23 protein-coding genes are annotated in these 22,538 nt (G+C 58.6%); 10 read left to right on the top strand and 13 right to left on the bottom strand.

Annotated features, from left to right (window positions below; genetic code table 11):
- Positions 1–9 precede the first annotated feature (9 nt).
- Positions 10–810 carry a PTS mannose/fructose/sorbose transporter subunit IIC gene (locus tag MKS11_RS13325; RefSeq protein WP_004203359.1) on the bottom strand — a complete coding sequence of 267 codons (801 nt, stop codon included), beginning with the start codon at positions 808–810 and terminating at the stop codon, positions 10–12.
- A 56-nt stretch (positions 811–866) separates the two neighbouring features.
- Complete coding sequence (gene manX, locus MKS11_RS13320) at positions 867–1,838, bottom strand: PTS mannose transporter subunit IIAB (protein ID WP_004203357.1); 972 nt, start codon at positions 1,836–1,838, stop codon at positions 867–869.
- Between the two features lie 446 nt (positions 1,839–2,284).
- Between manX and yoaE the strand changes: the two genes are divergently transcribed.
- Positions 2,285–3,847 carry a CNNM family cation transport protein YoaE gene (gene yoaE, locus MKS11_RS13315; RefSeq protein ID WP_087771218.1) on the top strand — a complete coding sequence of 521 codons (1,563 nt, stop codon included), beginning with the start codon at positions 2,285–2,287 and terminating at the stop codon, positions 3,845–3,847.
- Positions 3,848–3,883: 36 nt separating this feature from the next.
- On the opposite strand, the gene MKS11_RS13310 is transcribed toward yoaE, so the two are convergent.
- The 4 genes from MKS11_RS13310 to pabB all read right to left on the bottom strand — a co-directional run bounded on the left by MKS11_RS13310 (position 3,884) and on the right by pabB (position 9,094).
- The gene (locus MKS11_RS13310) at positions 3,884–5,440 is read right to left on the bottom strand and encodes an EAL domain-containing protein (protein ID WP_284109589.1); all 1,557 of its coding nucleotides are present in this window, start codon (positions 5,438–5,440) and stop codon (positions 3,884–3,886) included.
- Between the two features lie 189 nt (positions 5,441–5,629).
- Complete coding sequence (gene sdaA, locus MKS11_RS13305) at positions 5,630–6,994, bottom strand: L-serine ammonia-lyase (RefSeq protein WP_004203344.1); 1,365 nt, start codon at positions 6,992–6,994, stop codon at positions 5,630–5,632.
- A gap of 162 nt (positions 6,995–7,156) precedes the next feature.
- Positions 7,157–7,735 carry a CoA pyrophosphatase gene (locus MKS11_RS13300; protein ID WP_004203342.1) on the bottom strand — a complete coding sequence of 193 codons (579 nt, stop codon included), beginning with the start codon at positions 7,733–7,735 and terminating at the stop codon, positions 7,157–7,159.
- A gap of 3 nt (positions 7,736–7,738) precedes the next feature.
- The gene (gene pabB, locus MKS11_RS13295) at positions 7,739–9,094 is read right to left on the bottom strand and encodes an aminodeoxychorismate synthase component 1 (protein ID WP_087771220.1); all 1,356 of its coding nucleotides are present in this window, start codon (positions 9,092–9,094) and stop codon (positions 7,739–7,741) included.
- Positions 9,095–9,182: 88 nt separating this feature from the next.
- Between pabB and MKS11_RS13290 the strand changes: the two genes are divergently transcribed.
- Complete coding sequence (locus tag MKS11_RS13290; RefSeq protein WP_004203339.1) at positions 9,183–9,368, top strand: YoaH family protein; 186 nt, start codon at positions 9,183–9,185, stop codon at positions 9,366–9,368.
- Here MKS11_RS13290 and MKS11_RS13285 read toward each other — a convergent pair whose 3' ends face one another.
- Complete coding sequence (locus MKS11_RS13285; protein ID WP_002910910.1) at positions 9,369–9,713, bottom strand: RidA family protein; 345 nt, start codon at positions 9,711–9,713, stop codon at positions 9,369–9,371.
- Positions 9,714–9,844: 131 nt separating this feature from the next.
- Here MKS11_RS13285 and MKS11_RS13280 point away from each other — a divergent pair, with 131 nt between their 5' ends.
- The 5 genes from MKS11_RS13280 (at position 9,845) to rnd (ending at position 16,304) form a co-directional block, all read left to right on the top strand.
- The gene (locus MKS11_RS13280; protein ID WP_004175456.1) at positions 9,845–11,755 is read left to right on the top strand and encodes an ATP-dependent DNA helicase; all 1,911 of its coding nucleotides are present in this window, start codon (positions 9,845–9,847) and stop codon (positions 11,753–11,755) included.
- 145 nt (positions 11,756–11,900) lie between these two features.
- Entirely contained in the window at positions 11,901–12,596 is a 696-nt protein-coding gene (tsaB, locus tag MKS11_RS13275) for a tRNA (adenosine(37)-N6)-threonylcarbamoyltransferase complex dimerization subunit type 1 TsaB (RefSeq protein ID WP_017900203.1), read from the top strand.
- A gap of 38 nt (positions 12,597–12,634) precedes the next feature.
- Positions 12,635–13,216 (top strand): Slp family lipoprotein, encoded by a 582-nt coding sequence (locus tag MKS11_RS13270; protein ID WP_032456304.1) that lies wholly within the window; start codon positions 12,635–12,637, stop codon positions 13,214–13,216.
- Positions 13,217–13,421: 205 nt separating this feature from the next.
- Positions 13,422–15,107, top strand: a complete 1,686-nt coding sequence (fadD, locus tag MKS11_RS13265) for a long-chain-fatty-acid--CoA ligase FadD (protein WP_087771330.1) — start codon at positions 13,422–13,424, stop codon at positions 15,105–15,107.
- An 81-nt stretch (positions 15,108–15,188) separates the two neighbouring features.
- The gene (gene rnd, locus MKS11_RS13260) at positions 15,189–16,304 is read left to right on the top strand and encodes a ribonuclease D (protein ID WP_176377263.1); all 1,116 of its coding nucleotides are present in this window, start codon (positions 15,189–15,191) and stop codon (positions 16,302–16,304) included.
- Positions 16,305–16,381: 77 nt separating this feature from the next.
- On the opposite strand, the gene minE is transcribed toward rnd, so the two are convergent.
- From minE to minC, 3 genes are read right to left on the bottom strand one after another with little or no spacing between them, the layout of a single operon-like run.
- Entirely contained in the window at positions 16,382–16,651 is a 270-nt protein-coding gene (gene minE / locus MKS11_RS13255) for a cell division topological specificity factor MinE (protein ID WP_004103270.1), read from the bottom strand.
- A 3-nt stretch (positions 16,652–16,654) separates the two neighbouring features.
- A complete protein-coding gene (minD, locus tag MKS11_RS13250; RefSeq protein WP_002910900.1) occupies positions 16,655–17,467 on the bottom strand; it encodes a septum site-determining protein MinD in 813 nt (270 codons plus the stop codon).
- Between the two features lie 23 nt (positions 17,468–17,490).
- Entirely contained in the window at positions 17,491–18,189 is a 699-nt protein-coding gene (gene minC, locus MKS11_RS13245; protein WP_004203323.1) for a septum site-determining protein MinC, read from the bottom strand.
- Between the two features lie 126 nt (positions 18,190–18,315).
- On the opposite strand from minC, the gene MKS11_RS13240 reads away from it, so the two are divergent.
- The 3 genes from MKS11_RS13240 to MKS11_RS13230 all read left to right on the top strand — a co-directional run bounded on the left by MKS11_RS13240 (position 18,316) and on the right by MKS11_RS13230 (position 19,814).
- Positions 18,316–18,597: a YcgL domain-containing protein gene (locus tag MKS11_RS13240; protein ID WP_004203320.1), complete on the top strand. Its 282-nt coding sequence runs from the start codon at positions 18,316–18,318 to the stop codon at positions 18,595–18,597.
- A gap of 16 nt (positions 18,598–18,613) precedes the next feature.
- A complete protein-coding gene (locus tag MKS11_RS13235) occupies positions 18,614–19,273 on the top strand; it encodes a fumarylacetoacetate hydrolase family protein (RefSeq protein WP_023318603.1) in 660 nt (219 codons plus the stop codon).
- A gap of 94 nt (positions 19,274–19,367) precedes the next feature.
- The gene (locus MKS11_RS13230; protein WP_017900197.1) at positions 19,368–19,814 is read left to right on the top strand and encodes a YcgN family cysteine cluster protein; all 447 of its coding nucleotides are present in this window, start codon (positions 19,368–19,370) and stop codon (positions 19,812–19,814) included.
- Between the two features lie 5 nt (positions 19,815–19,819).
- Here MKS11_RS13230 and MKS11_RS13225 read toward each other — a convergent pair whose 3' ends face one another.
- The 3 genes from MKS11_RS13225 to nhaB form a co-directional block, all read right to left on the bottom strand.
- The gene (locus MKS11_RS13225) at positions 19,820–20,164 is read right to left on the bottom strand and encodes a DUF1971 domain-containing protein (RefSeq protein ID WP_002910895.1); all 345 of its coding nucleotides are present in this window, start codon (positions 20,162–20,164) and stop codon (positions 19,820–19,822) included.
- A gap of 148 nt (positions 20,165–20,312) precedes the next feature.
- Positions 20,313–20,843, bottom strand: coding sequence for a disulfide bond formation protein DsbB (gene dsbB / locus MKS11_RS13220; RefSeq protein ID WP_004203315.1), 531 nt, complete (start codon positions 20,841–20,843; stop codon positions 20,313–20,315).
- A gap of 128 nt (positions 20,844–20,971) precedes the next feature.
- On the bottom strand, positions 20,972–22,522 hold the full coding sequence (gene nhaB / locus MKS11_RS13215) for a sodium/proton antiporter NhaB (protein ID WP_004203313.1): 1,551 nt from the start codon (positions 22,520–22,522) through the stop codon (positions 20,972–20,974).
- Between the last annotated feature and the right edge of the window lie 16 nt (positions 22,523–22,538).

The following is a 22,538-nucleotide window of genomic DNA, read 5'->3' as shown; positions in this document are numbered from 1 at the left end:
GCTCACCTGTTAGTCCAGTTCGTTATCGAGATCGTTGTTACCAGCCGCCTGAGCCGGGGCACCGGCGACGCGGTTATATTTCGGGCTCAGCTGGATGTAGAGGATTGCCATGACCGCGCCAATCACGCCCAGGGCCACCAGGTTGAAGTTGGTGAAGGCGGCGGTGACGAAGCCGAGGTAGAAGAACGGCATCAGGTAGCCCGCGCGCATCATATTGATGACCATCGCGTAACCAACCACCACGATCATGCCGCCGGCAATGTTCAGGCCGCTGGTGACCACTTCAGGGATTGCGTTCAGCAGGCCCTGGACTTCGCTGGTACCGACGGAAATGGCCACGATGACGGCCGGGATAGCGATACGCATCGCCTGCAGGAACAGGGACGAGACGTGCAGCCACGACAGGGCGGTCAGGTTGCCATTCTCCGCCGCTTTATCCGCCGCGTGCTGGAAGGCTACGGTGATAGTACGCACGATGATGGTCAGCACCTGGCCTGCAGCCGCCAGCGGGATAGCCAGCGCGATGCCGGCGCCGATGCTCTGATGGCCGGCAATAACCAGAACGGTGGAAATAATGGACGCCAGCGCGGCATCAGGGGCAACCGCCGCACCGATGTTCATCCAGCCCAGGGCGATCATTTCCAGCGTACCGCCGATAATAATACCGGTTTTCATATCGCCGAGAACGGCGCCGATCAGCGTACAGGCGACCAGAGGACGGTGGAACTGAAATTCATCAAGCACCGACTCCATACCCGCAATACACGCGACGATGAACACCAGCACAATCTGAAGAAGGGTAATCTCCATTGTACTTCTCCTGTTGATTAAGTCTTAAAGTGAAAACTGGGGCGCGATCGTCCGGGTTATTTATCGACCTTGGCGATCAGATCCATCATTTTCAGTTTCGGGTCGGTGGACACTTTACGTGCCTCCAGCTCGATACCGCGTGCGTTCAGCTTGTTAAACGCCTCAATATCTTTGGCATCGACCGAAATCGCGTTGTTAACCTGGGTTTTGCCCTGGCGGAACGCCATACCGCCGATGTTGACGCTGGTGATTTTCACGCCGCCCTCGACGACGCGCTCAACGTCGGTCGGGTTAGTAAACAGCAGCATGACGCGCTGTCCGGCGTACATCGGGTTGTTGTAGACGCGGATCATTTTGGCGACGTCCACCACGTGGGCGGTGACGCCCGGCGGCGCAACCTGGGTCAACAGGGTTTTGCGCACGGTATCTGCGGCGACTTCGTCGCTGACGACGATGATGCGGGTGACGTTGGTCTCTTTGGTCCAACGGGTGGCGACCTGACCATGGATCAGGCGATCGTCGATACGCGCGAGGCCAATCACCATGTAGTCATTCGGACCCATCGGTTTGGCCGGTGCTGCGGCTTTAGGCGCCGCGGCTGGAGCGGGCGCAGGGGCCGCTTTTTCCACCGGTTTGGCCTTCAGCGCTTTCACGCCTTCGCTGCCGGTCTCTACCGCTAAGGCGACCAGCTCATCAAAGGAAGGATCGTCATCGCGGGCCATGAAGGTTTCCACCAGCATCGGGATGTTGACGCCGGCGATAACTTCGTAGTGCTCTTTATCGACGACAATGCGGCTCGCAGCGTTGAACGGGCTGCCTCCCCATGTATCGACGAGAAACAGCACGCCTTTACTGGTATCCAGTTTTGCCAACTGGGCATTGTATTTCTCGATCAGCGTTTCGGCGTTTTCACCCGGAACGAAATCGATCCAGCCAACGTTTTCCTGCTCGCCCAACAGCATCTCTGCTGTTTTCAGCAGCTGTTCTGCAGCCCAACCATGTGTGCCTATTACAATAGCAATCGTCACTTGCTACCTCCTTTATTATCGTGAATGCATCATCTGCTTTGATACATCCTGAATCACTCTTGAGGACAAAATCGATTCAGTTAGGGTGTAAGATAGAAAATAGTTACTACCGCGAATTATTTTAGACAGTGAAAAAATAATTAATGTGATGAAGATCCGTTAATCAGGCATCGCCTGCTAATAATTTTGCAGCGCAAAAAATAGCCTTAGTTATTGCAAATTCAGGTAAATCTTTTCCAATTTCGCTCTATATTTTGCTATGTTTAACTTCCGTTTAATTACTCAGGAGTATAGGGCATAGCCCGCAGTATGGACCGTCATCGACGTCTTTTCACTTTCTGGCACCTGGTTGCCACCTCCACGCATCACGCTTATCTTTCAGCATCTATTGTCGCGTCCGTGCATGACATGGCGATGACTGACCTTGCCGCTAACCGGAGTCGCACATGGAATTGTTAATGGATCCCTCAATCTGGGCCGGCCTGTTGACGCTTATCGTTCTGGAAATTGTGCTCGGTATTGATAACCTGGTGTTTATTGCCATCCTGGCGGACAAACTGCCGCCGAAGCAGCGTGATAAAGCGCGACTGATCGGCCTGTCGCTGGCGCTGGTGATGCGCCTGGGGCTGCTGTCGGTGATCTCCTGGATGGTGACGCTGACGAAGCCGCTGATTACTATCGCCGATTTCTCCTTTTCCGGGCGTGACCTCATCATGCTGCTTGGCGGGATCTTCTTGCTGTTCAAGGCGACAACTGAGCTGCATGAACGGCTGGAAAACCGCCAGCACGATGCCGGTCACGGGAAAGGCTATGCCAGTTTCTGGGTGGTGGTACTGCAGATCGTAGTGCTGGATGCCGTCTTCTCACTGGACGCGGTGATCACCGCGGTCGGGATGGTGAACCATCTGCCGGTGATGATGGCAGCGGTCGTGATCGCGATGATCATGATGCTGCTGGCCTCCAAGCCGTTGACGCGCTTTGTCAACCAGCACCCGACGGTGGTGGTGCTCTGTCTGAGCTTCCTGTTGATGATCGGCCTGAGTCTGGTGGCGGAAGGGTTTGGCTTCCATATTCCGAAAGGGTACCTTTACGCGGCGATCGGTTTCTCGATCATCATTGAGTTCTTTAACCAGGTGGCGCGCCGCAACTTTGTACGTCACCAGTCGACGTTGCCGCTGCGCGCCCGTACCGCGGATGCGATCTTGCGTCTGATGGGCGGCCGTATTAAACAGGCCTCCGTCAACCACGACGCTGACAGCCCGGCGGCGGTGCCGGTACCGGAAGGCGCCTTTGCGGAAGAAGAGCGCTACATGATTAACGGCGTGCTGACCCTGGCTCAGCGCTCTCTGCGCAGCATCATGACGCCGCGCGGGGAAATCAGCTGGGTCGACGCCGAGCAGAGTGAAGATGAAATTCGCCGTCAGCTGCTTTCGTCGCCGCACAGTCTGTTCCCGGTCTGCCGCGGAGAACTGGATGAAATCATTGGTATCGTGCGGGCGAAGGAGATGCTGGTGGCTCTGGAGTCGGGCGAAAACGTCGCGGCGCTGGCCTCCGCCTCCCCGGCGATCGTGGTACCTGAAACGCTGGACCCGATCAATCTGCTCGGCGTCCTGCGCCGCGCCCGCGGCAGTTTCGTCATCGTGACCAATGAATTTGGCGTGGTGCAGGGATTAGTGACCCCGCTGGACGTTCTGGAAGCGATCGCTGGAGAATTCCCGGACGCCGATGAGACGCCGGAGATCGTTATCGATGGCGACGGCTGGCTTATTAAGGGGTCGACCGACCTGCATGCGTTGCAGCAGGCGCTGGGGCTGGATCCGCTGATCAATGACGATGAGGATATTGCTACGGTTGCTGGTCTGGTGATCTCCGCCAATGGCCATATCCCGCGCATTGGCGACGTGGTGTCATTGCCGCCGCTGCATTTCACCGTGGTGGAAGCGAATGACTACCGGGTCGATCTGGTTCGCGCGGTGGTCACCCGTCCGCCGAGTGACGAAGAAGAGTAATCGTCCTGCGCGCCGGTCCCCGTGGGGGCCGGCGCGTTATTCTGTTGCCTCTCGGCTGGCCAGCCACGCCGGGAATGCCTCCACCGGCATCGGCCGGGCATAATAAAACCCCTGCAGCACATCGACACCGTGGTCTCTGAGGTAGCTTTCCTGTTCCTGCGTCTCCACCCCTTCGGCAACGGTAATAATATTCAGCCGGTTGGCGAGGGCGATAATGATATCGGTCACCGTGGCATTGACGCTGTCTATCCCCACCGAGCTGGTAAACGAACGGTCAATCTTCAGCACGTCCGGGCGCAGTGTTTCCAGCCACGACAGGGAGCTGTTGCCGGTGCCAAAGTCATCGATCGCCAGCTGGACGCCTTTCTGGTGCAGATCTTCGGCCATGTGCTGGTCGCCATCCTGCAGGACATCGCGTTCGGTCAACTCGACCACCAGCTGCTGTACCGGGTTCATGCTGAACCAGTAATTATGCAGGTCATGCAGCAGTAAGCCGTTGGCAAAGTGGCGGGCAGCGACGTTAATCGCGATATGAAACTGGCGGTCGCGGGGAAAAGCATCCAGACGGCGGGCGGTTTCGGCAATCACATAGCGGGTGAGGGGGATGATCAGATTGTCCCCTTCGGCGATGGGAATAAACACCTCCGGCGAAATCGCACCGCGGCGAGGGTTGTTCCAGCGCAGCAGGATCTCCACCCCGCAGCAGCGGCCGCTGCGCGCATCCTGCAGCGGCTGGCACCAGAGGGCAAACTCCCGGGCGGAAATACCGAGGCTTATCTCCCGCGAGAAGCTCATTCTGCCGGCGGTGGCCAGCCAGGCGATGCCGGTCATCAACAGGCTGAAGATCAGCGCCAGCGGCAGCTCGCCGGGCAGCTCCTCAAGCGCAATCGCAGAGGCGCCAGGGCCATTGATATTGACGATAAACGGAAACTCGGTAGAGCGCTGGCGATAAATCACCGTTCCCGGCGGGGTATGCGCTTTCTCGAGAAGCCCATGGCTGCTGCTAAAATAACGATCGCCAACCTGCAGGCTGACGTCGCTTATCAGGGATGATTTTTCGTTGAGAATTAAGGTCCCCAGCAGCTCGATATTGACAATCAGCATCACGCCGTCCACGCCTCTCTCCGAGGCTGGATACCACTGTATCAGCACCGGTGAGCCTTTGAGCAAGGAGCTGTCATTCGAAAAGAGCAGCAGAGGACGGGGTGCAGGAAGCGCAGGCTGCAGGCGATGTAAATCCGCCTGTCGCGGCCCAAAAATACTCGAACAGTAAACGATACCTGACGTCACGAGCGCGACGGAACGAACGGTCTGCAACGAGGCCGCGATTTTACGCAGCGACAGATGGATATCCGGGCAGGGGTGACCCACCAGAGGAAGCAGAGTGGTTCGCTGCGCGCTCAGCGGACGCAGGATGTTATCCAGCGCCGCCACCCGTTGGTTGGCGGCCATGCGAATATGGCCTTCATTTTCGCTACGCTGCGAAATAAATCGGATAGCTAAGGTGGCGCCCAGGGTCACCAGGGCTACCAGCAGGCAGACAATAATGCGTTTGCGACGATAGGCCGTAATGACTTTTTGTGCAGTCTGCATGTGCGACACCCTGTCGACAGGACGAGTGGTTAAGCGTGGCTTATTTAATAGAGCAATTGTAGTGGCAGAATATCGTCAGGTATAGAAAAAAGAAATGCGCCACAGAGGGCGCATCAGGAAGGCAGGGGGCTTTCAGTTCCCCTCGCTTCACGCCTGCGCACCGGGAGGGGGCAGGCGAAAGCCAACACTTTAGTCACACTGAACTTTAATCGCCAGTCCGCCGCGCGAAGTTTCGCGGTACTTGGCGTTCATGTCTTTGCCGGTTTCGTACATGGTCTCGATCACTTTATCGAGCGAGACGCGCGGTTCGCTGGTGCGGCGCATTGCCATCCGCGCGGCGTTGATCGCTTTCACGGAGGCGATGGCGTTACGTTCAATGCACGGCACCTGTACCTGGCCGGCGACCGGGTCGCAGGTCAGTCCGAGGTTATGTTCCATGCCGATCTCCGCCGCCACGCAGACCTGTTCCGGGCTGGCGCCGAGCAGTTCGGCCAGACCCGCCGCCGCCATCGAGCAGGCGACGCCCACTTCGCCCTGACAGCCGACTTCGGCGCCGGAAATGGAGGCATTCATCTTGTACAGCGCGCCAATCGCACCGCAGGCCATAAAGTAGCGGATATAGATCTCCGGGCTGACGGATTCGATAAAGTGATCGTAATAAGCGAGTACCGCCGGAACGATGCCGCAGGCGCCGTTGGTCGGCGCGGTCACCACGCGACCGCCGGCGGCGTTCTCTTCATTGACCGCCAGCGCGAACATGTTGACCCAGTCAACGACGTTCATCGGATCGCTGGAGAGCTTATCGCTGGCCACCAGCAGACGACGCAGCGCCGACGCGCGACGCGGTACGCGCAGCGGGCCAGGCAGCACGCCTTCGGTGTTCATGCCGCGGTCGATACAGGCGCGCATGGTCTGCCAGACATTAGCGAAATAGTCCTCGATCTCTTTTTTGCTGTGCAGCGCCAGCTCGTTCTGCATCACCATCCCGGAGAGCGACAGGCCGGTCTCCTTGCAGTAGGCCAGCATTTCCTGCGCCGATTTAAACGGGTAGGGCACCTGCAGTTCGTTGGCGTTCTCTTTGCCGAAGTGCTCTTCATCGACGATAAAGCCGCCGCCAATCGAGTAATAGGTCTTGCAGTAGATCTCTTTCTCGCCGGCCCAGGCATGAATGGTCATGCCGTTTTCGTGCAGCGGCAGATTGTCGCTGCGAAAACGCATGCCGTCATCCGCCGGGAAGTCGACTTCGTGCTGACCGTTGGCCAGCAGCAGACGGCCGCGTGTCTCGACGTCACGGATAAATGCCGGTATCGCGTCTATATCGACCGTATCGGGCTGATTGCCCGCCAGTCCCATGATAATGGCGATGTCCGTATGGTGGCCTTTGCCGGTTAATGACAGCGAACCGTAGACGTCAACCGCCACGCGGGTCACTGCATTAAGCAATCCTTTTTCGACCAGGTCATCGACGAACTGTTTACCGGCCTTCATCGGGCCAACAGTGTGGGAAGATGAGGGACCAATCCCCACCTTGAACATGTCGAATAGACTAATCACGATAATACTCCTGACAGGGTTACCGCGGGTGCGGTAACGATGTAATAACTGCGCATAGTGTAAGAGGGAAGCGCCCTGTCAGTTCAACTATTCACATGAATTAAACTAATGGAAAACCGCGATTTTACTAATAGTGAGAGCGCCCTCTCATAATCAGTATAGCTAAGGGCGCGCGCCTATCTGCAGCGCCAGCTCGCGAATGATCCCGGCGGTCATTCCCCAGACAAAATAATGCTGGTACCAGGAGAGCCAGACGCGGTGGTCGTTGCCCCGGCGGTGGATATCGAGCGGATGGTAGCGCCCGAGGCGCAGGGCTTCGGCGAGCGGCATTTCAAAAACCGCGGAGACCTCGTCCTGGCTGGCGTGATAGTGCAGATCCGGCGGAATAATGCCCACCACCGGCGTCACCTGGAAGCCGGTGACACTGTCCACCGGCGGCAGAACGCCAATCACCTCAACCTTCTCTGGCGGGATCGCCACCTCTTCCTGGGCTTCGCGCAGAGCGGCGGCGATAAGCGTCGCATCGGTATTATCTACCGCCCCGCCGGGAAAGGCGACCTGGCCGGCGTGCTTGCGCAGCAACGGCGAACGCTGGGTCAACAGCAGGCCAGGCTGCGGCCGGCGTACGATCGGCACCAGCACCGCCGCCTGCCGCTGGTTTAGCGCCTGTGGCGAAGGCTGTGGACGCAGCAGCTGAAAGCGGGACAGAAAGTCATCCAGATTGAGGGCGCGGTCCGCCATGGTCTAGTTCTCCAGTTGGTGCAGGATACGATTAACTTTATCAAAAGTTTCCTGATATTCTGCGGCTTCCTCACTATCCGCCACAATCCCGCCGCCGGCGGAACAGTACAGTTGCCCCTGCCAGGCCGTTAGGGTGCGAATGGTGATGCTGGTATCCATATTGCCGCAATAGCTCAGATAGCCGATGCTCCCGCACCAGGCGTTACGTCGCTGGGGTTCCAGTTCATCAATAATCTCCATCGCCCGGACCTTCGGCGCGCCGGTGATCGACCCTCCCGGGAAGGCGGCGCGCAGCAGATCGCTGGCGTGCAGCGTCGCCGGCAGGCGGGCGGTGATGGTGCTGACCAGATGATGGACCGCCGGGAACGGCTCCACCACGAACAGCTCGGGGACCCGCACGCTGCCCGGGACGGCGACGCGGCCGATGTCGTTGCGCATCAGGTCGACAATCATTAAATTCTCGGCGCGATCTTTCGGCGAGTTCGCCAGCTTCTCCGCCTGCTGCGCATCCGCCAGCGGCGAATCGAGCCGCGGCAGGGTGCCCTTAATCGGGCGCGTCTGGATTTCCCCCTGGCGGAGCTGAATAAATCGCTCCGGCGACAGGCTTAAAATCGCCCCTTCCGCAAGGCGGATGAAGGCGCTAAAGGGGGCGCGGTTGGCGGCGTTCAACTGGCGGAAAGCCTGCCATTCATTCCCGACGTAGCGGGCCTGAAAACGCTGGGCGAGATTGACCTGATAGCAGTCACCGCTGCGCAGATAGGCCTGCACCTGACGAAATTTCTCGCCGTATTGCTGGCGGCTCATATTTGACTGCCAGGCAGAGGTCAGGGCGAAGGTTTCACCTGGCGCCGACGTTTGCGCCTCCAGCCACTGCAGACGCTGCTGCGGGTCGTCATAGCTGAGCAGCGACACCTGCTGGCGCTGATGGTCGACGATTAGCGCCCAGTCATAAATCCCCACCGCCATATCCGGCAGCGCGATATCGGCCTGCGCCACAGTGGGAAGTCGCTCAAAACGGCGGCACAGATCGTAACCGAACAGCCCCAGCGCGCCGCCAAGAAACGGCAAATCCTCATGGGGCTGCGGCGTGAACGGCTGACGATCCAGCTGCTGCTGGAGTAGTTGCAGCGGATCGTCCGCCGAGACAAAAGTGGTCTCGCCGTCATCGACCCAGGTCTGTTCACCGCGCGTCAGCAGCGTGGCGCGCGGGGCCGCCACCAGGATATCAAAACGGTTATGCGGGTGGTCGGCAAAGCCGGAATGTAGCAGCATCGCCCAGGGCAGGGCGCTTAACGGCGTAAAATAGTATTCGGCGGCATCCGGGCGCCAGGGCAGGGTAATAATCGCGGGGGACAACATCTTTCTCGATCCTGAACGTTACCGTCCCTCTGGCGTAGGCGGGGACGGCGTGAAATAATTACGCCCCACAATGTAGCAGGAGTACAAGATGTTTGCAGGTTTACCTTCGCTGAGCCACGAGCAACAGCAAAAAGCGGTCGAACGTATCCAGGAGCTGATGGCCCAGGGGATGAGCAGTGGCCAGGCGATTGCCCTGGTGGCGGAAGAGCTACGCGCGACGCATACCGGCGAACGGATCGTCGCGCGCTTTGAAGATGAAGACGAAGACGAGTAATTACACCGCGGCGATAATTTTGATTTCAACCTTATACTGCGGGTTCATCAGCGTTGCTTCCACCGTGCAGCGCACCGGGGCGTGACCGGCTACCACCCAGGCGTCCCACGCTTTATTCATCGCCGCAAAGTCGCTTTTGTCGGCGAGGAAAATGGTGGCGTCAAGAATGCGCGACTTGTCGCTGCCCTGTTTTTCCAGCACCGCGTCAATCTGCGCCAGGGTGTTGGCGGTCTGCTCGAAGGCATCGGCATCAAGATTCGCCGGCACGCCGGTGTAGTAAAGGGTCTGATTGTGGATCACTACATCTGACCAGCGGGCTTCGGCATCAATACGCGTAATTGTCATTTCTCATTCCTCTCTGAGCATTCCATTTGGCTGCGGCAAGACTGCCATAATGTTCCGCTCGCGTCACTACCCGGACTGGCGAAACGCCGCCCTCCCTGACATAATCACTGTCCAAATAACCAGGGGGCAATGTGATCGACGATTTTGCAGCAGACGGCCAGCTAGCCAAAGCCATACCGGGATTTAAACCGCGCGAGCCGCAGCGCCAGATGGCGGTGGCGGTCAGCGAAGCGATTGAGGCCTCCCGGCCGCTGGTGGTGGAAGCGGGGACCGGAACCGGTAAAACCTACGCTTACCTGGCGCCAGCGCTGCGGGCGAAAAAAAAGGTGATTATCTCCACAGGGTCGAAAGCGCTGCAGGATCAGCTCTACAGCCGCGATCTGCCCACCGTCGCCAAAGCGCTCAAATTCACCGGCAAACTGGCGCTGCTCAAAGGGCGCTCCAACTACCTGTGCCTCGAACGCCTGGAACAGCAGGCGCTGGCGGGCGGCGATCTGCCGGTGCAAACCCTCAGCGACGTGATCCTCCTGCGCTCCTGGTCGAACCAAACTCAGGATGGCGATATCAGCACCTGCGCCAGCGTGGCGGAAGATTCCCAGGCCTGGCCGCTGGTCACCAGTACCAACGATAACTGCCTCGGCAGCGACTGCCCGCTGTATAAAGATTGCTTCGTGGTGAAGGCGCGTAAAAAAGCGATGGACGCCGACGTAGTGGTCGTCAACCATCACCTGTTCCTTGCCGATATGGTGGTCAAAGAGAGCGGCTTTGCCGAACTGATCCCCGAGGCGGAGGTGATGATCTTCGACGAAGCCCATCAGCTGCCGGATATCGCCAGCCAGTACTTTGGCCAGTCGCTCTCCAGCCGCCAGCTGCTGGATCTGGCGAAAGACATCACTATTGCCTATCGCACCGAACTGAAAGACACTCAACAGCTGCAAAAATGCGCCGACCGCCTGGCGCAAAGCGCCCAGGATTTCCGCCTGCAGCTGGGGGACCCTGGCTACCGCGGCAACCTGCGCGAACTGCTGGCGGACAGCCACATTCAGCGGGCGCTGCTGCTGCTCGATGATGCGCTTGAACTGTGTTACGACGTCGCCAAACTCTCGCTGGGGCGCTCGGCGCTGCTCGATGCCGCCTTTGAGCGCGCCACCCTTTATCGCGGGCGCCTGAAGCGGCTGAAAGAGATCAATCAGCCGGGCTACAGTTACTGGTATGAGTGCACCTCGCGCCACTTTACCCTTGCGCTGACGCCGTTGACCGTGGCCGAGAAGTTTAAAGAGGTGATGGCGCAGAAGTCGGGGAGCTGGATCTTTACCTCGGCGACACTGTCGGTAAACGACGATCTGCACCATTTCACCGCCCGGCTGGGGATCGACGAGGCGCAGACACTGTTGCTGCCGAGCCCCTTTGACTATCAGCATCAGGCGCTGCTCTGCGTGCCGCGTAACCTACCGCTGCCGAACCAGCCCGGCGCGGCGCGCCATCTGGCGGCGATGCTCAAGCCGCTGATCGAGGCTAACGACGGTCGCTGCTTTATGCTGTGCACTTCGCACGCCATGATGCGCGATCTGGCGGAGCAGTTCCGCGCCACCATGACTTTGCCGGTGCTGCTGCAGGGCGAGACCAGTAAAGGCCAGCTTCTGCAGCAGTTCGTCAGCGCCGGCAATGCCCTGCTGGTGGCCACCAGCAGCTTCTGGGAAGGGGTCGACGTGCGCGGCGACGCGCTGTCGCTGGTGATCATTGATAAGCTGCCGTTTACCTCGCCGGACGATCCGTTGCTGAAAGCGCGGATGGAAGATTGCCGGCTGCGCGGCGGCGATCCGTTCGATGAAGTGCAGCTCCCGGACGCGGTGATCACCCTTAAGCAGGGGGTGGGCCGCCTGATCCGCGATATCGACGATCGCGGGGTGCTGGTGATCTGCGACAACCGGCTGGTGATGCGCCCCTACGGCGCGGTCTTTCTGGCCAGTCTGCCGCCGGCGCCGCGAACCCGCGATATCCGCCGGGCGGTGCGCTTTCTCGCCGTGCCGCCGGCAAGGTAATCCGCCCTGAAATGTGTTAAGCTGCGCGCCATTTTGTTAATTAGCGGTTCCCACTAGACTTCGGGCGGTGTGGCGACGGGTTGTCCGTCTGCCGGAAAACAGGCTGCCTGAAGGCCTGAACTATGTAACGAGAGCGTGACCACCCATGCGAATTTTGGCTATCGATACCGCCACAGAAGCCTGCTCCGCAGCGCTGTGGAATGATGGCACCCTTAGTGCTCATTTCGAAATTTGTCCCCGCGAACATACCCAACGTATCCTGCCGCTGGTGCAGGAGGTCCTCGCCGAGAGCGGCACCACCCTGACCGAGCTGGACGCGCTGGCCTTTGGCCGCGGTCCTGGCAGCTTTACCGGCGTACGCATTGGCATCGGTATCGCTCAGGGGCTGGCGCTGGGCGCGGAGCTGCCGATGATCGGTGTTTCCACACTGGCCACCATGGCGCAGGGCGCGTGGCGCAAAACCGGCGCCACCCGCGTGCTGGCGGCGATTGACGCCCGGATGGGGGAAGTCTACTGGGCCGAGTATCAGCGCGACGAGCAGGGCGTCTGGCACGGCGAAGAGACGGAAGCGGTGCTCAAACCGGACGCGGTGGCCGAACGGCTGGCACAGCTTTCCGGCGAATGGGCCACCGTCGGCACCGGTTGGCAGGCGTGGCCGGATCTGGCGAAAGAGAGCGGACTGACCTTAAGCAGCGGCGAAATTGAACTGCCGGCGGCAGAGGATATGCTGCCGTTAGCCTGTTATCTGCTGGCGGCAGGGAAAACCGTGGCCGTGGAGAAAGCGGAGCCGGTTTATTTGCGTAACGAGGTGGCGTGGAAGAAACTTCCGGGCCGCGAGTGAATCTCAGTAACAAGAAGACTGAGAAAAGGAGTCGCATCATGGCGGGTCAAAAACAGGGCGTTCGCTGGCTGCTGGCCGCGGCGGTTGCCGTTGCGCTGAGCGGCTGCGTATCGGTGCCGGATGCCATCAAAGGCACCAGCCCCACGCCGCAGCAGGATTTAGTGCGGGTGATGAATGCCCCGCAGCTGTACGTCGGTCAGGAAGCGCGCTTTGGCGGCAAGGTGGTCAACGTGCAGAACCAGCAGGGGAAAACCCGCTTAGAAATCGCTACCGTGCCGCTGGACAGCGGTGCGCGACCGGAACTGGGCGAACCCTCGCGCGGGCGGATCTATGCCGATGTTAACGGCTTCCTCGATCCGGTGGACTTCCGCGGTCAGCTGGTGACCGTGGTCGGGCCGATTGCCGGGGTGGTCGAAGGCAAAGTAGGCAGCACGCCCTACAAATTTATGCTGATGAACGCCACCGGCTACAAACGCTGGAACGTGGTGCAGCAGGTGGTGATGCCCCCGCAGCCGATCGACCCGTGGATGCTGGGTCCGCGCCCCTGGGGTTACGGCTATGGCGGATGGGGGTGGTACAACCCCGGCCCAGCAGAGGTCAGAAACGTTGTAACCGAATGATTTTGTTGTTTTTGTTAGTTCAAAGAAACAGCGGCCGGTCCGCTGTTTCTTTGTTTTCAGTCGAATAAGAAAAAAAATAGTGACGCGCTTCGCAACCTGCTCATTGCCTAATTAATAAACTGGTACGCTGAGTTAATATAATGTTAACAAAATGTATTTTCCAGGGGCTGTGATGACGACGAATAACTATTTCAGAGGTGATGCAGTGAAAAAGGTTTGGCTAAACCGTTATCCCGCAGATGTTCCGGCGGAGATAAATCCTGACCGCTATCAATCCCTGGTTGAACTGTTTGAACATGCCACCACCCGCTACGCCGACCAACCGGCGTTTATCAATATGGGTGAAGTGATGACCTATCGTAAGCTGGAAGAGCGCAGTCGCGCCTTCGCCGCTTACCTTCAGGAGGGCTTAGGACTACAGAAGGGCGACCGGGTGGCCCTGATGATGCCTAACCTGCTGCAGTATCCGGTGGCCCTGTTTGGCATCCTGCGCGCCGGGATGATCGTGGTTAACGTCAACCCCTTATATACCCCGCGTGAACTGGAGCATCAGCTCAACGACAGCGGCGCGGCGGCGATCGTCATCGTCTCCAACTTTGCCCATACCCTGGAAAAAGTGGTGGCGAAGACTCAGGTGAAACATGTGATCCTGACGCGCATGGGCGACCAGCTCTCCACCGCCAAAGGCACGCTGGTGAACTTTGTGGTTAAGTACATCAAGCGCCTGGTGCCGAAGTACCATCTACCGGATGCCATCTCGTTTCGCAGCGCGCTGCAGCACGGCTATCGCATGCAGTACGTGAAGCCGGAGATCGTTGCGGAAGATCTGGCGTTTCTACAGTACACCGGGGGCACCACCGGGGTGGCTAAAGGGGCGATGCTGACCCACCGCAACATGCTGGCCAACCTTGAGCAGGTCAATGCCACCTACGGCCCGCTGCTGCATCGCGGCAAAGAGTTTGTGGTCACCGCGCTGCCGCTGTATCACATTTTCGCCCTCACCATGAACTGCCTGCTGTTTATCGAGCTGGGCGGGCAGAATCTGCTGATCACCAACCCGCGCGATATCCCCGGGCTGGTGAAGGAGCTGGCGAAATATCCGTTTACCGCCATGACCGGGGTCAACACCCTGTTCAACGCCTTGCTGAACAACAAAGAGTTCCAGCAGCTTGATTTCTCCTCGCTGCACCTCTCCGCCGGCGGCGGTATGCCGGTGCAGCAGGCGGTGGCTGAGCGCTGGGTGAAACTGACCGGACAATATCTGCTGGAGGGCTACGGCCTGACCGAGTGTTCGCCGCTGGTCAGCGTCAACCCGCACGACATCGACTACCACAGCGGCAGCATTGGCCTGCCGGTGCCCTCCACTGAAGCCAAACTGGTGGACGACGACGATAACGAAGTGGCGCCGGGTGAGCCGGGCGAGCTCTGTATCAAGGGGCCGCAGGTGATGCTGGGCTACTGGCAGCGTCCTGACGCGACGGATGAGATTATTAAAGACGGCTGGTTGCACACCGGGGACATCGCGGTGATGGATGAAGAGGGATTCCTGCGCATCGTTGACCGGAAAAAAGATATGATCCTGGTGTCGGGTTTTAACGTCTATCCGAATGAAATCGAAGATGTGGTCATGCAGCACAGCGGCGTGCTTGAGGTGGCGGCCATCGGCGTGCCGTCCGGCAGCAGCGGCGAAGCGGTGAAGATCTTCGTGGTGAAGAAAGATGCCGCGTTAACCGAAGAAGCGCTGATTACGTTCTGCCGTCGCCATTTGACCGGTTACAAGGTACCGAAGCTGGTGGAATTCCGTGACGAACTGCCGAAATCCAACGTCGGGAAAATTTTGCGGCGAGAACTGCGTGACGAAGCGCGCGCTAAAGTGGACAATAAAGGCTAAGTAACGAATGAGTCGCCAGACGCCGGCTACGCCGGCGTTTTTTATGGGCGCAAGTTAAGAGAGTATGCTTTGAACTATCAGATGATCACCACCGACGATGGCCTGCGCGCTGTCTGCGAAGCGGCAAGCGCCGCCTCCGCCGTCGCTCTGGATACGGAATTTGTCCGTACCCGTACCTATTACCCGCAGCTGGGCCTGCTGCAGCTGTTCGACGGCCGCCAGGTCTCTCTGATCGATCCCTTAACGATTACCGACTGGGCGCCGATGCGCGAGCTGCTGCTCAACCCGGATGTGACCAAATACCTGCATGCCGGCAGCGAAGATTTAGAAGTCTTTCTCAACGCGTTCAACCTGATGCCGCAGCCGCTGATCGACACCCAGATCCTGGCAGCCTTCTGCGGTCGGCCGATGTCCTGGGGATTCGCCTCGATGGTGGAAGAGTATTCCGGGGTTGCGCTGGACAAAAGCGAATCCCGCACCGACTGGCTGGCGCGTCCGCTAACCGAGCGTCAGTGTGAATATGCCGCGGCCGACGTCTGGTACCTGTTGCCGATCGCCAGCCAATTAATGGCGGAGACCGATCGCGCGGGCTGGCTATCGGCGGCACTGGACGAATGCCGCCTGATGCAGCAGCGTCGCCAGGAGGTGGTCGACCCGGCCGAGGCCTGGCGCGATATCGGCAACGCCTGGCAGCTGCGTACCCGCCAGCTGGGCTGCCTGCAGCTGCTGGCGGAGTGGCGCCTGCGCAAAGCGCGGGAGCGCGACCTGGCGGTGAACTTTGTGGTGCGGGAAGAGCATCTGTGGAGCATGGCACGCTATATGCCCACCAGCCTCGGCGAGCTCGACAGCCTCGGGTTGTCCGGTAGCGAAATTCGCTTCCATGGCAAAACGCTGATTAGCCTGGTCGAGAAAGCACAGGCGCTGCCGGAGTCGGCCCTGCCGGCGCCGCTGCAGAATCTGATCGACATGCCGGGCTACCGCAAAGCCTTTAAAGATATTAAAGCGCTGGTGCAGGAAGTGAGCGCTGAGAAGGGCGTAAGCGCGGAGCTGCTGGCGTCGCGTCGGCAGATCAACCAGCTGTTGAACTGGCACTGGCAGCTGAAAACGCAGGCCGCTGAGCCTGAGCTGATTTCCGGTTGGCGTGGTGAGCTGATGGCCGAACGGCTGAAGAGGCTGTTAAGCGACTATCCGCGCTAGCGGACGGTCTGGTTCAGGCCATAAAAAAACCGGCGGCGCGTGGCGTAGCCGGTTTTTTTTCGGGATGGAACAGCAGGTCAGGGTTTCGACTCTTCCGTTTCGGGTAGGGTCACGTTCAGCTCAAGAATGGAAATATCACCGTCCCGCTGCTCCAGTTGCACGCTGACCATCTCCGGGTCGATCTGCACGTATTTACAGATCACTTCCAGGATATCTTTGCGCAACTGCGGCAGGTAATGCGGCTCCGCGTCCCCGCGGCGGCGCTCGGCGACGATGATTTGCAGGCGTTCTTTCGCAATATTAGCCGTGTTCTTTTTTCGCGAGAGAAAAAAGTCGAGTAAAGCCATAATTTATCCTCCGAACAGGCGTTTGAGGAATCCTTTCTTCTCTTCTTCAATGAAGCGGAAAGGGCGTTCTTCTCCGAGCAGACGTTCAACGGTATCGGCATAGGCTTTGCCTGCGTCCGACGCGGCATCGAGGATCACAGGCTCACCCTGGTTGGATGCGCGCAGGACTGACTGGTCTTCCGGGATCACGCCCACCAGGTTGATGCGCAGAATCTCCAGCACGTCTTCCATGCTCAGCATATCGCCTTTATTGACGCGGCCTGGATTGTAGCGGGTCAGTAGCAGGTGCTCTTTGATCGGCTCTTCGCCATTTTCCGCACGACGGGATTTGGAGGCGAGAATGCCAAGGATACGGTCGGAGTCGCGAACGGAGGAGACTTCCGGGTTGGTAGTGATAATGGCTTCGTCAGCGAAATAGAGCGCCATCAGCGCACCGGTCTCAATGCCTGCCGGGGAGTCACAGACGATGAAATCGAACTCCATCTTCTTCAGTTCTTCGAGAACTTTGTCGACGCCTTCGCGGGTCAGGGCGTCTTTATCCCGGGTCTGGGACGCCGGAAGAATGTAGAGGTTTTCCGTGCGCTTATCTTTGATCAGCGCCTGGTTCAATGTGGCATCGCCCTGGATGACGTTGACGAAATCATAAACGACGCGACGTTCGCAGCCCATAATCAGGTCGAGGTTACGCAGGCCGATGTCGAAGTCGATAACGACGGTTTTCTTTCCCTTCTGGGCCAAACCTGTAGCGATGGCCGCGCTGGAGGTGGTCTTGCCAACGCCCCCTTTACCCGAAGTCACAACAATAATGCGTGCCATAGAAATTCCTTGTTAAAAAGGGATTAATTTAACGGTTGAATTGTCAAAGCGCTTTCGCCTAAACGCAGGCGTGCCGCTTTGCCATAAAATTCGGCCGGGATGTTATCGCTCAGCCAATATTCCCCGGCGATGGAGACCAGCTCCGCCGCAAGGTGGGTACAAAATATCTGGGCGTCTCTGTCGCCACCGGCGCCTGCCAATGCGCGTCCTCGCATCATGCCATATACATGGATATTGCCGTCAGCGATAAGTTCCGCACCGGCACTCACATGATTTGTAACAATAAGATCACAGTGTGGCGCATAAATGCGCTGACCGGAACGTACCGGCTGATCAATCAAACGCGTTTTTGTGATCTGACTAGCAACTGGCGGCGGCGGGGCGGGTTCGGACGGTGCCGGACGAGGGGCTTTTTCTTTCCCTTCGGTTAATAACGGGATCCCGGCGCGGTCGATTTCGGTTTTCAGGCGCGGGATTTTGCATCCGCTGACGCCCATAATGCGTAAACCGGTCGCGGCGATAGCCTCGTTGACGGCGCGCCATTCGACACTCTCCTCGACGCTGGCGATATTCACCACCACCGGAGCATGGCGTAAAAAGGCGGGAGCCTGGGCGATTTTGTCTTCTAACGCCTGACGAATAACCTCGGGATTTGCATCGTGCAAATGAACGACAGATAACGTGAAGCTACTGCCTTTAAGTTCGATTGGCGTATTTGACATCCTGGCCTTACTCAATTTGCTGTTTATCGACCGCCGAAGTGCGGTGATATTCCGAAGACTAAAAGGCATGTTATAGTCACTGATATATTGAGGCAAGTGACCACGGGTCTAATTCCGAGTAAAACTATGTTTTGTGTGATCTATCGAAGTACTAAACGTGAACAAACCTATTTATACGTCGAAAAAAAGGACGATTTCTCACGCGTTCCTGACGAGCTCATGCGCGGTTTCGGCACGCCGCAAATGGCGATGCTGCTGCCGCTGGATGGGCGCAAAAAACTGGTTAACGCCGACCTTGAAAAAGTGAAACAGGCGCTAAGCGAACAGGGCTATTACCTGCAACTTCCTCCGCCATCTGAAAATCTACTAAAGAAACACCTGGCGGAACAGGGGAAACAATCCGATTAACCCACGAGGGAAAATAATGTACCAACATCATAACTGGCAGGGAGCGCTCCTGGATTATCCGGTGAGCAAAGTGGTTTGCGTCGGCAGCAATTATGCAAAGCACATCAAGGAAATGGGCAGTGCGACGCCGGAAGAGCCGGTGCTGTTTATTAAACCTGAGAGCGCACTGTGCGATCTCCGTCAGCCGTTGGTGCTTCCTGAGGGGCTGGGTTCGGTGCATCATGAAGTGGAGCTGGCGGTGCTGATCGGCGGTACGCTGCGTCAGGCGACGGAAGAGCATGTGCTGAAAGGGATTGCCGGCTATGGCGTCGCGCTGGATCTCACCCTGCGCGACCTGCAAGCTAAAATGAAAAAGGCCGGGCAGCCGTGGGAGAAGGCCAAAGGCTTCGATAACGCCTGTCCGATCTCCGGCTTTATTCCGGCGGCCGAGTTCCACGGCGACCCGCAGAATACGCCGTTAAGTCTGAAGATTAACGGCGAAGTGCGCCAGCAGGGCACTACCGCCGACATGATCCATAAGATTGTGCCGCTGATCGCCTACATGTCGCGCTTTTTTACCCTCAAAGCCGGCGACGTGATCCTCACCGGCACCCCCGAAGGGGTGGGACCGCTGCACAGCGGCGACGAGCTGGAGGTCGGTTTCAACGGCCTGTCGCTCACCACCCGCGTACTGTAAGCGCGGTTTGCCGCCTTTTGGGGCGGCAAAACTTGCATCGTCGTGCCAGACTGGTTATAAGGTGCACCCTTAACTGGCAACGACGGACATTCCGATGAGCGAACAACCTTTCTGGCAACAAAAAACCCTGGATGACATGACCGACGCGGAGTGGGAATCGCTGTGTGACGGCTGCGGCCAGTGCTGCCTGCATAAGCTGATGGATGAAGATACCGATGAGATCTACTTCACCAACGTCGCCTGCCGTCAGCTCAATATCAAAACCTGCCAGTGCCGTAACTACGAGCGTCGCTTCGAATATGAGCCGGACTGCATCAAGCTCACTCGTGAAAATCTGCCGACCTTCGAATGGCTGCCGCCGACCTGCGCCTATCGCCTGCTGGCGGAAGGCAAACCTCTGCCGGCCTGGCACCCGCTGCTGACCGGCTCAAAAGCGGCGATGCACGGCGAACGCATCTCCGTCCGCCATATAGCGGTGCCCGAGTCCACCGTTGTCGACTGGCAGGACCATATCCTCAATCTGCCTGACAGGGCGCGGTAAGCCCGTCACGCTTTCTTCGCGTGAAACAGCCCGTTTTCACCGTCGGTTTCTTCCGCCACCCAGAAGTGAATATTGAAGCGGGCATCGTCGCTGAGTTCGACGCGGTGCCAGTACTGCGGCGGACTGGTGGCAAACTGCCCGGCATGAATCACGACTTTTTTCTCCGGCTCCGTCGCCTGTTCATTGGCAAAACCGTAATAGGTGACCGTACCTTCCATGACGCACAACTGACCGAAGACACCGGCCGCGGTGTTGTGGTGACTCAGCAGGGCGGCGGGGACGTTCTCTTTGGTAAAGAACGGGGTGGAGCGTTTAACTTTCCAGTCTGCGGGGATCAGTAAAGATGACATGTGAGCTCCTGTGGGGTTATAAAAGATGTATTTAATATGCACCTTTTGGTGTCTGTGGTCAACCACGGACAGGAAACGATTCAGTGATGAACGGCAGGCACAAAAAAACGCCCCGTAGGGCGTTTCAGTGTGCGGTACTCGCTGCGGCTTAGCGGCCAAACAGATCGCGCTTTTTGGCTTTAAAAGGCTGAGCAACGATCACCAGGATAGCGACCACCAGATAAGCCGCGAAAATTCCCACCAGCCATTGCGGCATCTCCAGCGACAGGAACTGCCACTGGCGTACCGAACAGTCGCCGGACGCGACAAACACCTGCGGCAACCATTTATCCAGCGGCAGCCAGCTCGGGAAACGGGCGGCGAAATCGCAGGTCTGGAACGGCGATGGGTGCAGCTGAATCATCGTATGTTCCCACGCCAGCTGTAGCCCACGTACCGCGCTGTACAGCCAAATCAGCATGGCGACATAGCGCAGCGGCGTTTTAGGGGCGATAGCGCCCACCAGCCCCGCGCCCATGATGCCAAACAGGGCGCAGCGTTCATAAATGCACATCACGCACGGCTGCAGCAGCATCACGTGCTGGAACCACAGCGCGACGAGTTCGAGAATGAACGCGGTCAAGGCCATCAGCAGCCAGGCGCCGCGTCCCCGCGAGCACTGGTTTAAATATTGCAACATAATCATTTCCCTGGAAGATGCTAAATCATGGCAGTGTAAACGAAAACCGTACCGACGCCAGCGGCCCGGCGGAAAATATTACGTAACTGGTTATTGAATCGCCCGGGCGAACCCGGGCGACGCGTGGATCACGGCAGGGTGGGGGTAACCAGCCAGCCGTGAGCCAGCAACCATTCGGTGACCGGCATCAGGGTGAACTCGACGCACAGCAGGCCGACCAGCGTCAGTACGAGGGTGTAGGGCAGGGCCATCCACACCATGCGGCCATAGGAGAGCCGGATAAGCGGCGCCAGCGCGGAGGTCAGCAGGAACAGGAATGCCGCCTGGCCGTTCGGGGTGGCCACTGACGGCAGGTTGGTGCCGGTGTTGATTGCCACCGCCAGCATCTCAAACTGCTTCAGGCTGATGGCGCCATGCTCGAGGGCGGTTTTCGCTTCGTTGATGTAGACCGTGCCGACAAAAACGTTATCCGAGATGGACGACAGCAGGCCGTTAAACAGATAAAACAGCGACAGCTGCGCGTGCGGAGAGGCCTGCAGAACAAACTCGATGACCGGCGTGAACAGCTGCTGGTCGATGATCACCGCCACTACGGCAAAGAACACCGTGAGCAGCGCGGTGAAGGGCAACGCCTCGGTGAACGCCTTGCCAATCGCGTGCTCATCGGTCACCCCGGTAAAGGTGGTGGCGAGGATGATCACCGACAGGCCAATCAGGCCGACCTCAGCCAGGTGAAAAGCGAGGGCGACGATCAACCAAACGCCAATGAGCGCCTGGGCAATCAGCCGTAGCCGCTCCTGACGACTGCGCTGGGCGCGGCTGCGATCGTCAAACTCCTGCAGCACCTTGCGCACCGTCGGCGGCAGCGGTTCGCCGTAGCCAAACAGGCGATACTTTTCCACCAGCAGACAGGTTAACAGACCGCAGACCATCACCGGCAGGGTGACGGGCGCCATGCGGAGAAAGAACTCGCCAAAATGCCAGCCCGCCGCTTTGGCGATAATCAGGTTTTGCGGTTCGCCGACCATGGTCATGACGCCGCCGAGCGCGGTCCCGACGCCGGCGTGCATCATCAGGCTGCGTAGAAAGCCGCGGAACTGCTCCAGCACCTCGCGGTAGTGTTGCTCGATATGGCTGTCGTCGAGCAGGTCGCTATCGTCCGGGCGCGCCGAGGCGACGCGGTGATAGATGCCGTAGAACCCGACGGCGACGCTTATCACCACCGCCACCACCGTCAGCGCATCGAGAAAGGCGGAGAGGAAGGCAGCGGCCAGGCAGAAGGCCAGCGACAGCAGCATCTTGCTGCGGATCCCTAACAGCAGGCGCGTAAAGACAAACAGCAGCAGCTGCTTCATAAAGTAGATGCCCGCCACCATAAACATCAGCAGAAGCAGCACTTCCAGGTTGCTGGCGATCTCTTCCCGCACGTGCGCTGGGCTGGTCATGCCGATCAGCAGCGCCTCGATAGCCAGCAGGCCACCCGGCAGCAGCGGATAGCACTTCAGCGCCATGGCGAGGGTAAAGATAAACTCAACCACCAGCAGCCAGCCGGCGACAAATGGCGCCACGGCGAACACCAGCGGATTGATAATTAAGAAAATGATTAATGCCAGCTTGTACCAGTCAGGCGACTGGCCAAGAAAATTGCGCCACAGCGCGCGGCCATAAGAAATTTCCACGACAGAATCCTTCCCC

This window comes from Klebsiella sp. K5-45 (assembly GCF_030128605.1).
Lineage (GTDB): Bacteria > Pseudomonadota > Gammaproteobacteria > Enterobacterales > Enterobacteriaceae > Klebsiella > Klebsiella quasipneumoniae.
The sequence above is the reverse complement of the archived record's forward strand: the minus strand, read 5'-3'. Positions and strand labels throughout refer to the sequence as shown.

What these genes read in the sequence shown, in the direction of transcription:
- MKS11_RS13325 (WP_004203359.1), bottom strand. Translation starts at nt 810, where the DNA reads ATGGAGATTACCCTTCTTCAGATTGTGCTGGTGTTCATCGTCGCGTGT.
- yoaE (WP_087771218.1), top strand. Translation starts at nt 2,285, where the DNA reads ATGGAATTGTTAATGGATCCCTCAATCTGGGCCGGCCTGTTGACGCTT.
- MKS11_RS13310 (WP_284109589.1), bottom strand. Translation starts at nt 5,440, where the DNA reads ATGCAGACTGCACAAAAAGTCATTACGGCCTATCGTCGCAAACGCATT.
- MKS11_RS13300 (WP_004203342.1), bottom strand. Translation starts at nt 7,735, where the DNA reads ATGGCGGACCGCGCCCTCAATCTGGATGACTTTCTGTCCCGCTTTCAG.
- pabB (WP_087771220.1), bottom strand. Translation starts at nt 9,094, where the DNA reads ATGTTGTCCCCCGCGATTATTACCCTGCCCTGGCGCCCGGATGCCGCC.
- MKS11_RS13290 (WP_004203339.1), top strand. Translation starts at nt 9,183, where the DNA reads ATGTTTGCAGGTTTACCTTCGCTGAGCCACGAGCAACAGCAAAAAGCG.
- MKS11_RS13285 (WP_002910910.1), bottom strand. Translation starts at nt 9,713, where the DNA reads ATGACAATTACGCGTATTGATGCCGAAGCCCGCTGGTCAGATGTAGTG.
- tsaB (WP_017900203.1), top strand. Translation starts at nt 11,901, where the DNA reads ATGCGAATTTTGGCTATCGATACCGCCACAGAAGCCTGCTCCGCAGCG.
- MKS11_RS13270 (WP_032456304.1), top strand. Translation starts at nt 12,635, where the DNA reads ATGGCGGGTCAAAAACAGGGCGTTCGCTGGCTGCTGGCCGCGGCGGTT.
- rnd (WP_176377263.1), top strand. Translation starts at nt 15,189, where the DNA reads ATGATCACCACCGACGATGGCCTGCGCGCTGTCTGCGAAGCGGCAAGC.
- minE (WP_004103270.1), bottom strand. Translation starts at nt 16,651, where the DNA reads ATGGCTTTACTCGACTTTTTTCTCTCGCGAAAAAAGAACACGGCTAAT.
- minD (WP_002910900.1), bottom strand. Translation starts at nt 17,467, where the DNA reads ATGGCACGCATTATTGTTGTGACTTCGGGTAAAGGGGGCGTTGGCAAG.
- minC (WP_004203323.1), bottom strand. Translation starts at nt 18,189, where the DNA reads ATGTCAAATACGCCAATCGAACTTAAAGGCAGTAGCTTCACGTTATCT.
- MKS11_RS13240 (WP_004203320.1), top strand. Translation starts at nt 18,316, where the DNA reads ATGTTTTGTGTGATCTATCGAAGTACTAAACGTGAACAAACCTATTTA.
- MKS11_RS13235 (WP_023318603.1), top strand. Translation starts at nt 18,614, where the DNA reads ATGTACCAACATCATAACTGGCAGGGAGCGCTCCTGGATTATCCGGTG.
- MKS11_RS13230 (WP_017900197.1), top strand. Translation starts at nt 19,368, where the DNA reads ATGAGCGAACAACCTTTCTGGCAACAAAAAACCCTGGATGACATGACC.
- MKS11_RS13225 (WP_002910895.1), bottom strand. Translation starts at nt 20,164, where the DNA reads ATGTCATCTTTACTGATCCCCGCAGACTGGAAAGTTAAACGCTCCACC.
- dsbB (WP_004203315.1), bottom strand. Translation starts at nt 20,843, where the DNA reads ATGTTGCAATATTTAAACCAGTGCTCGCGGGGACGCGGCGCCTGGCTG.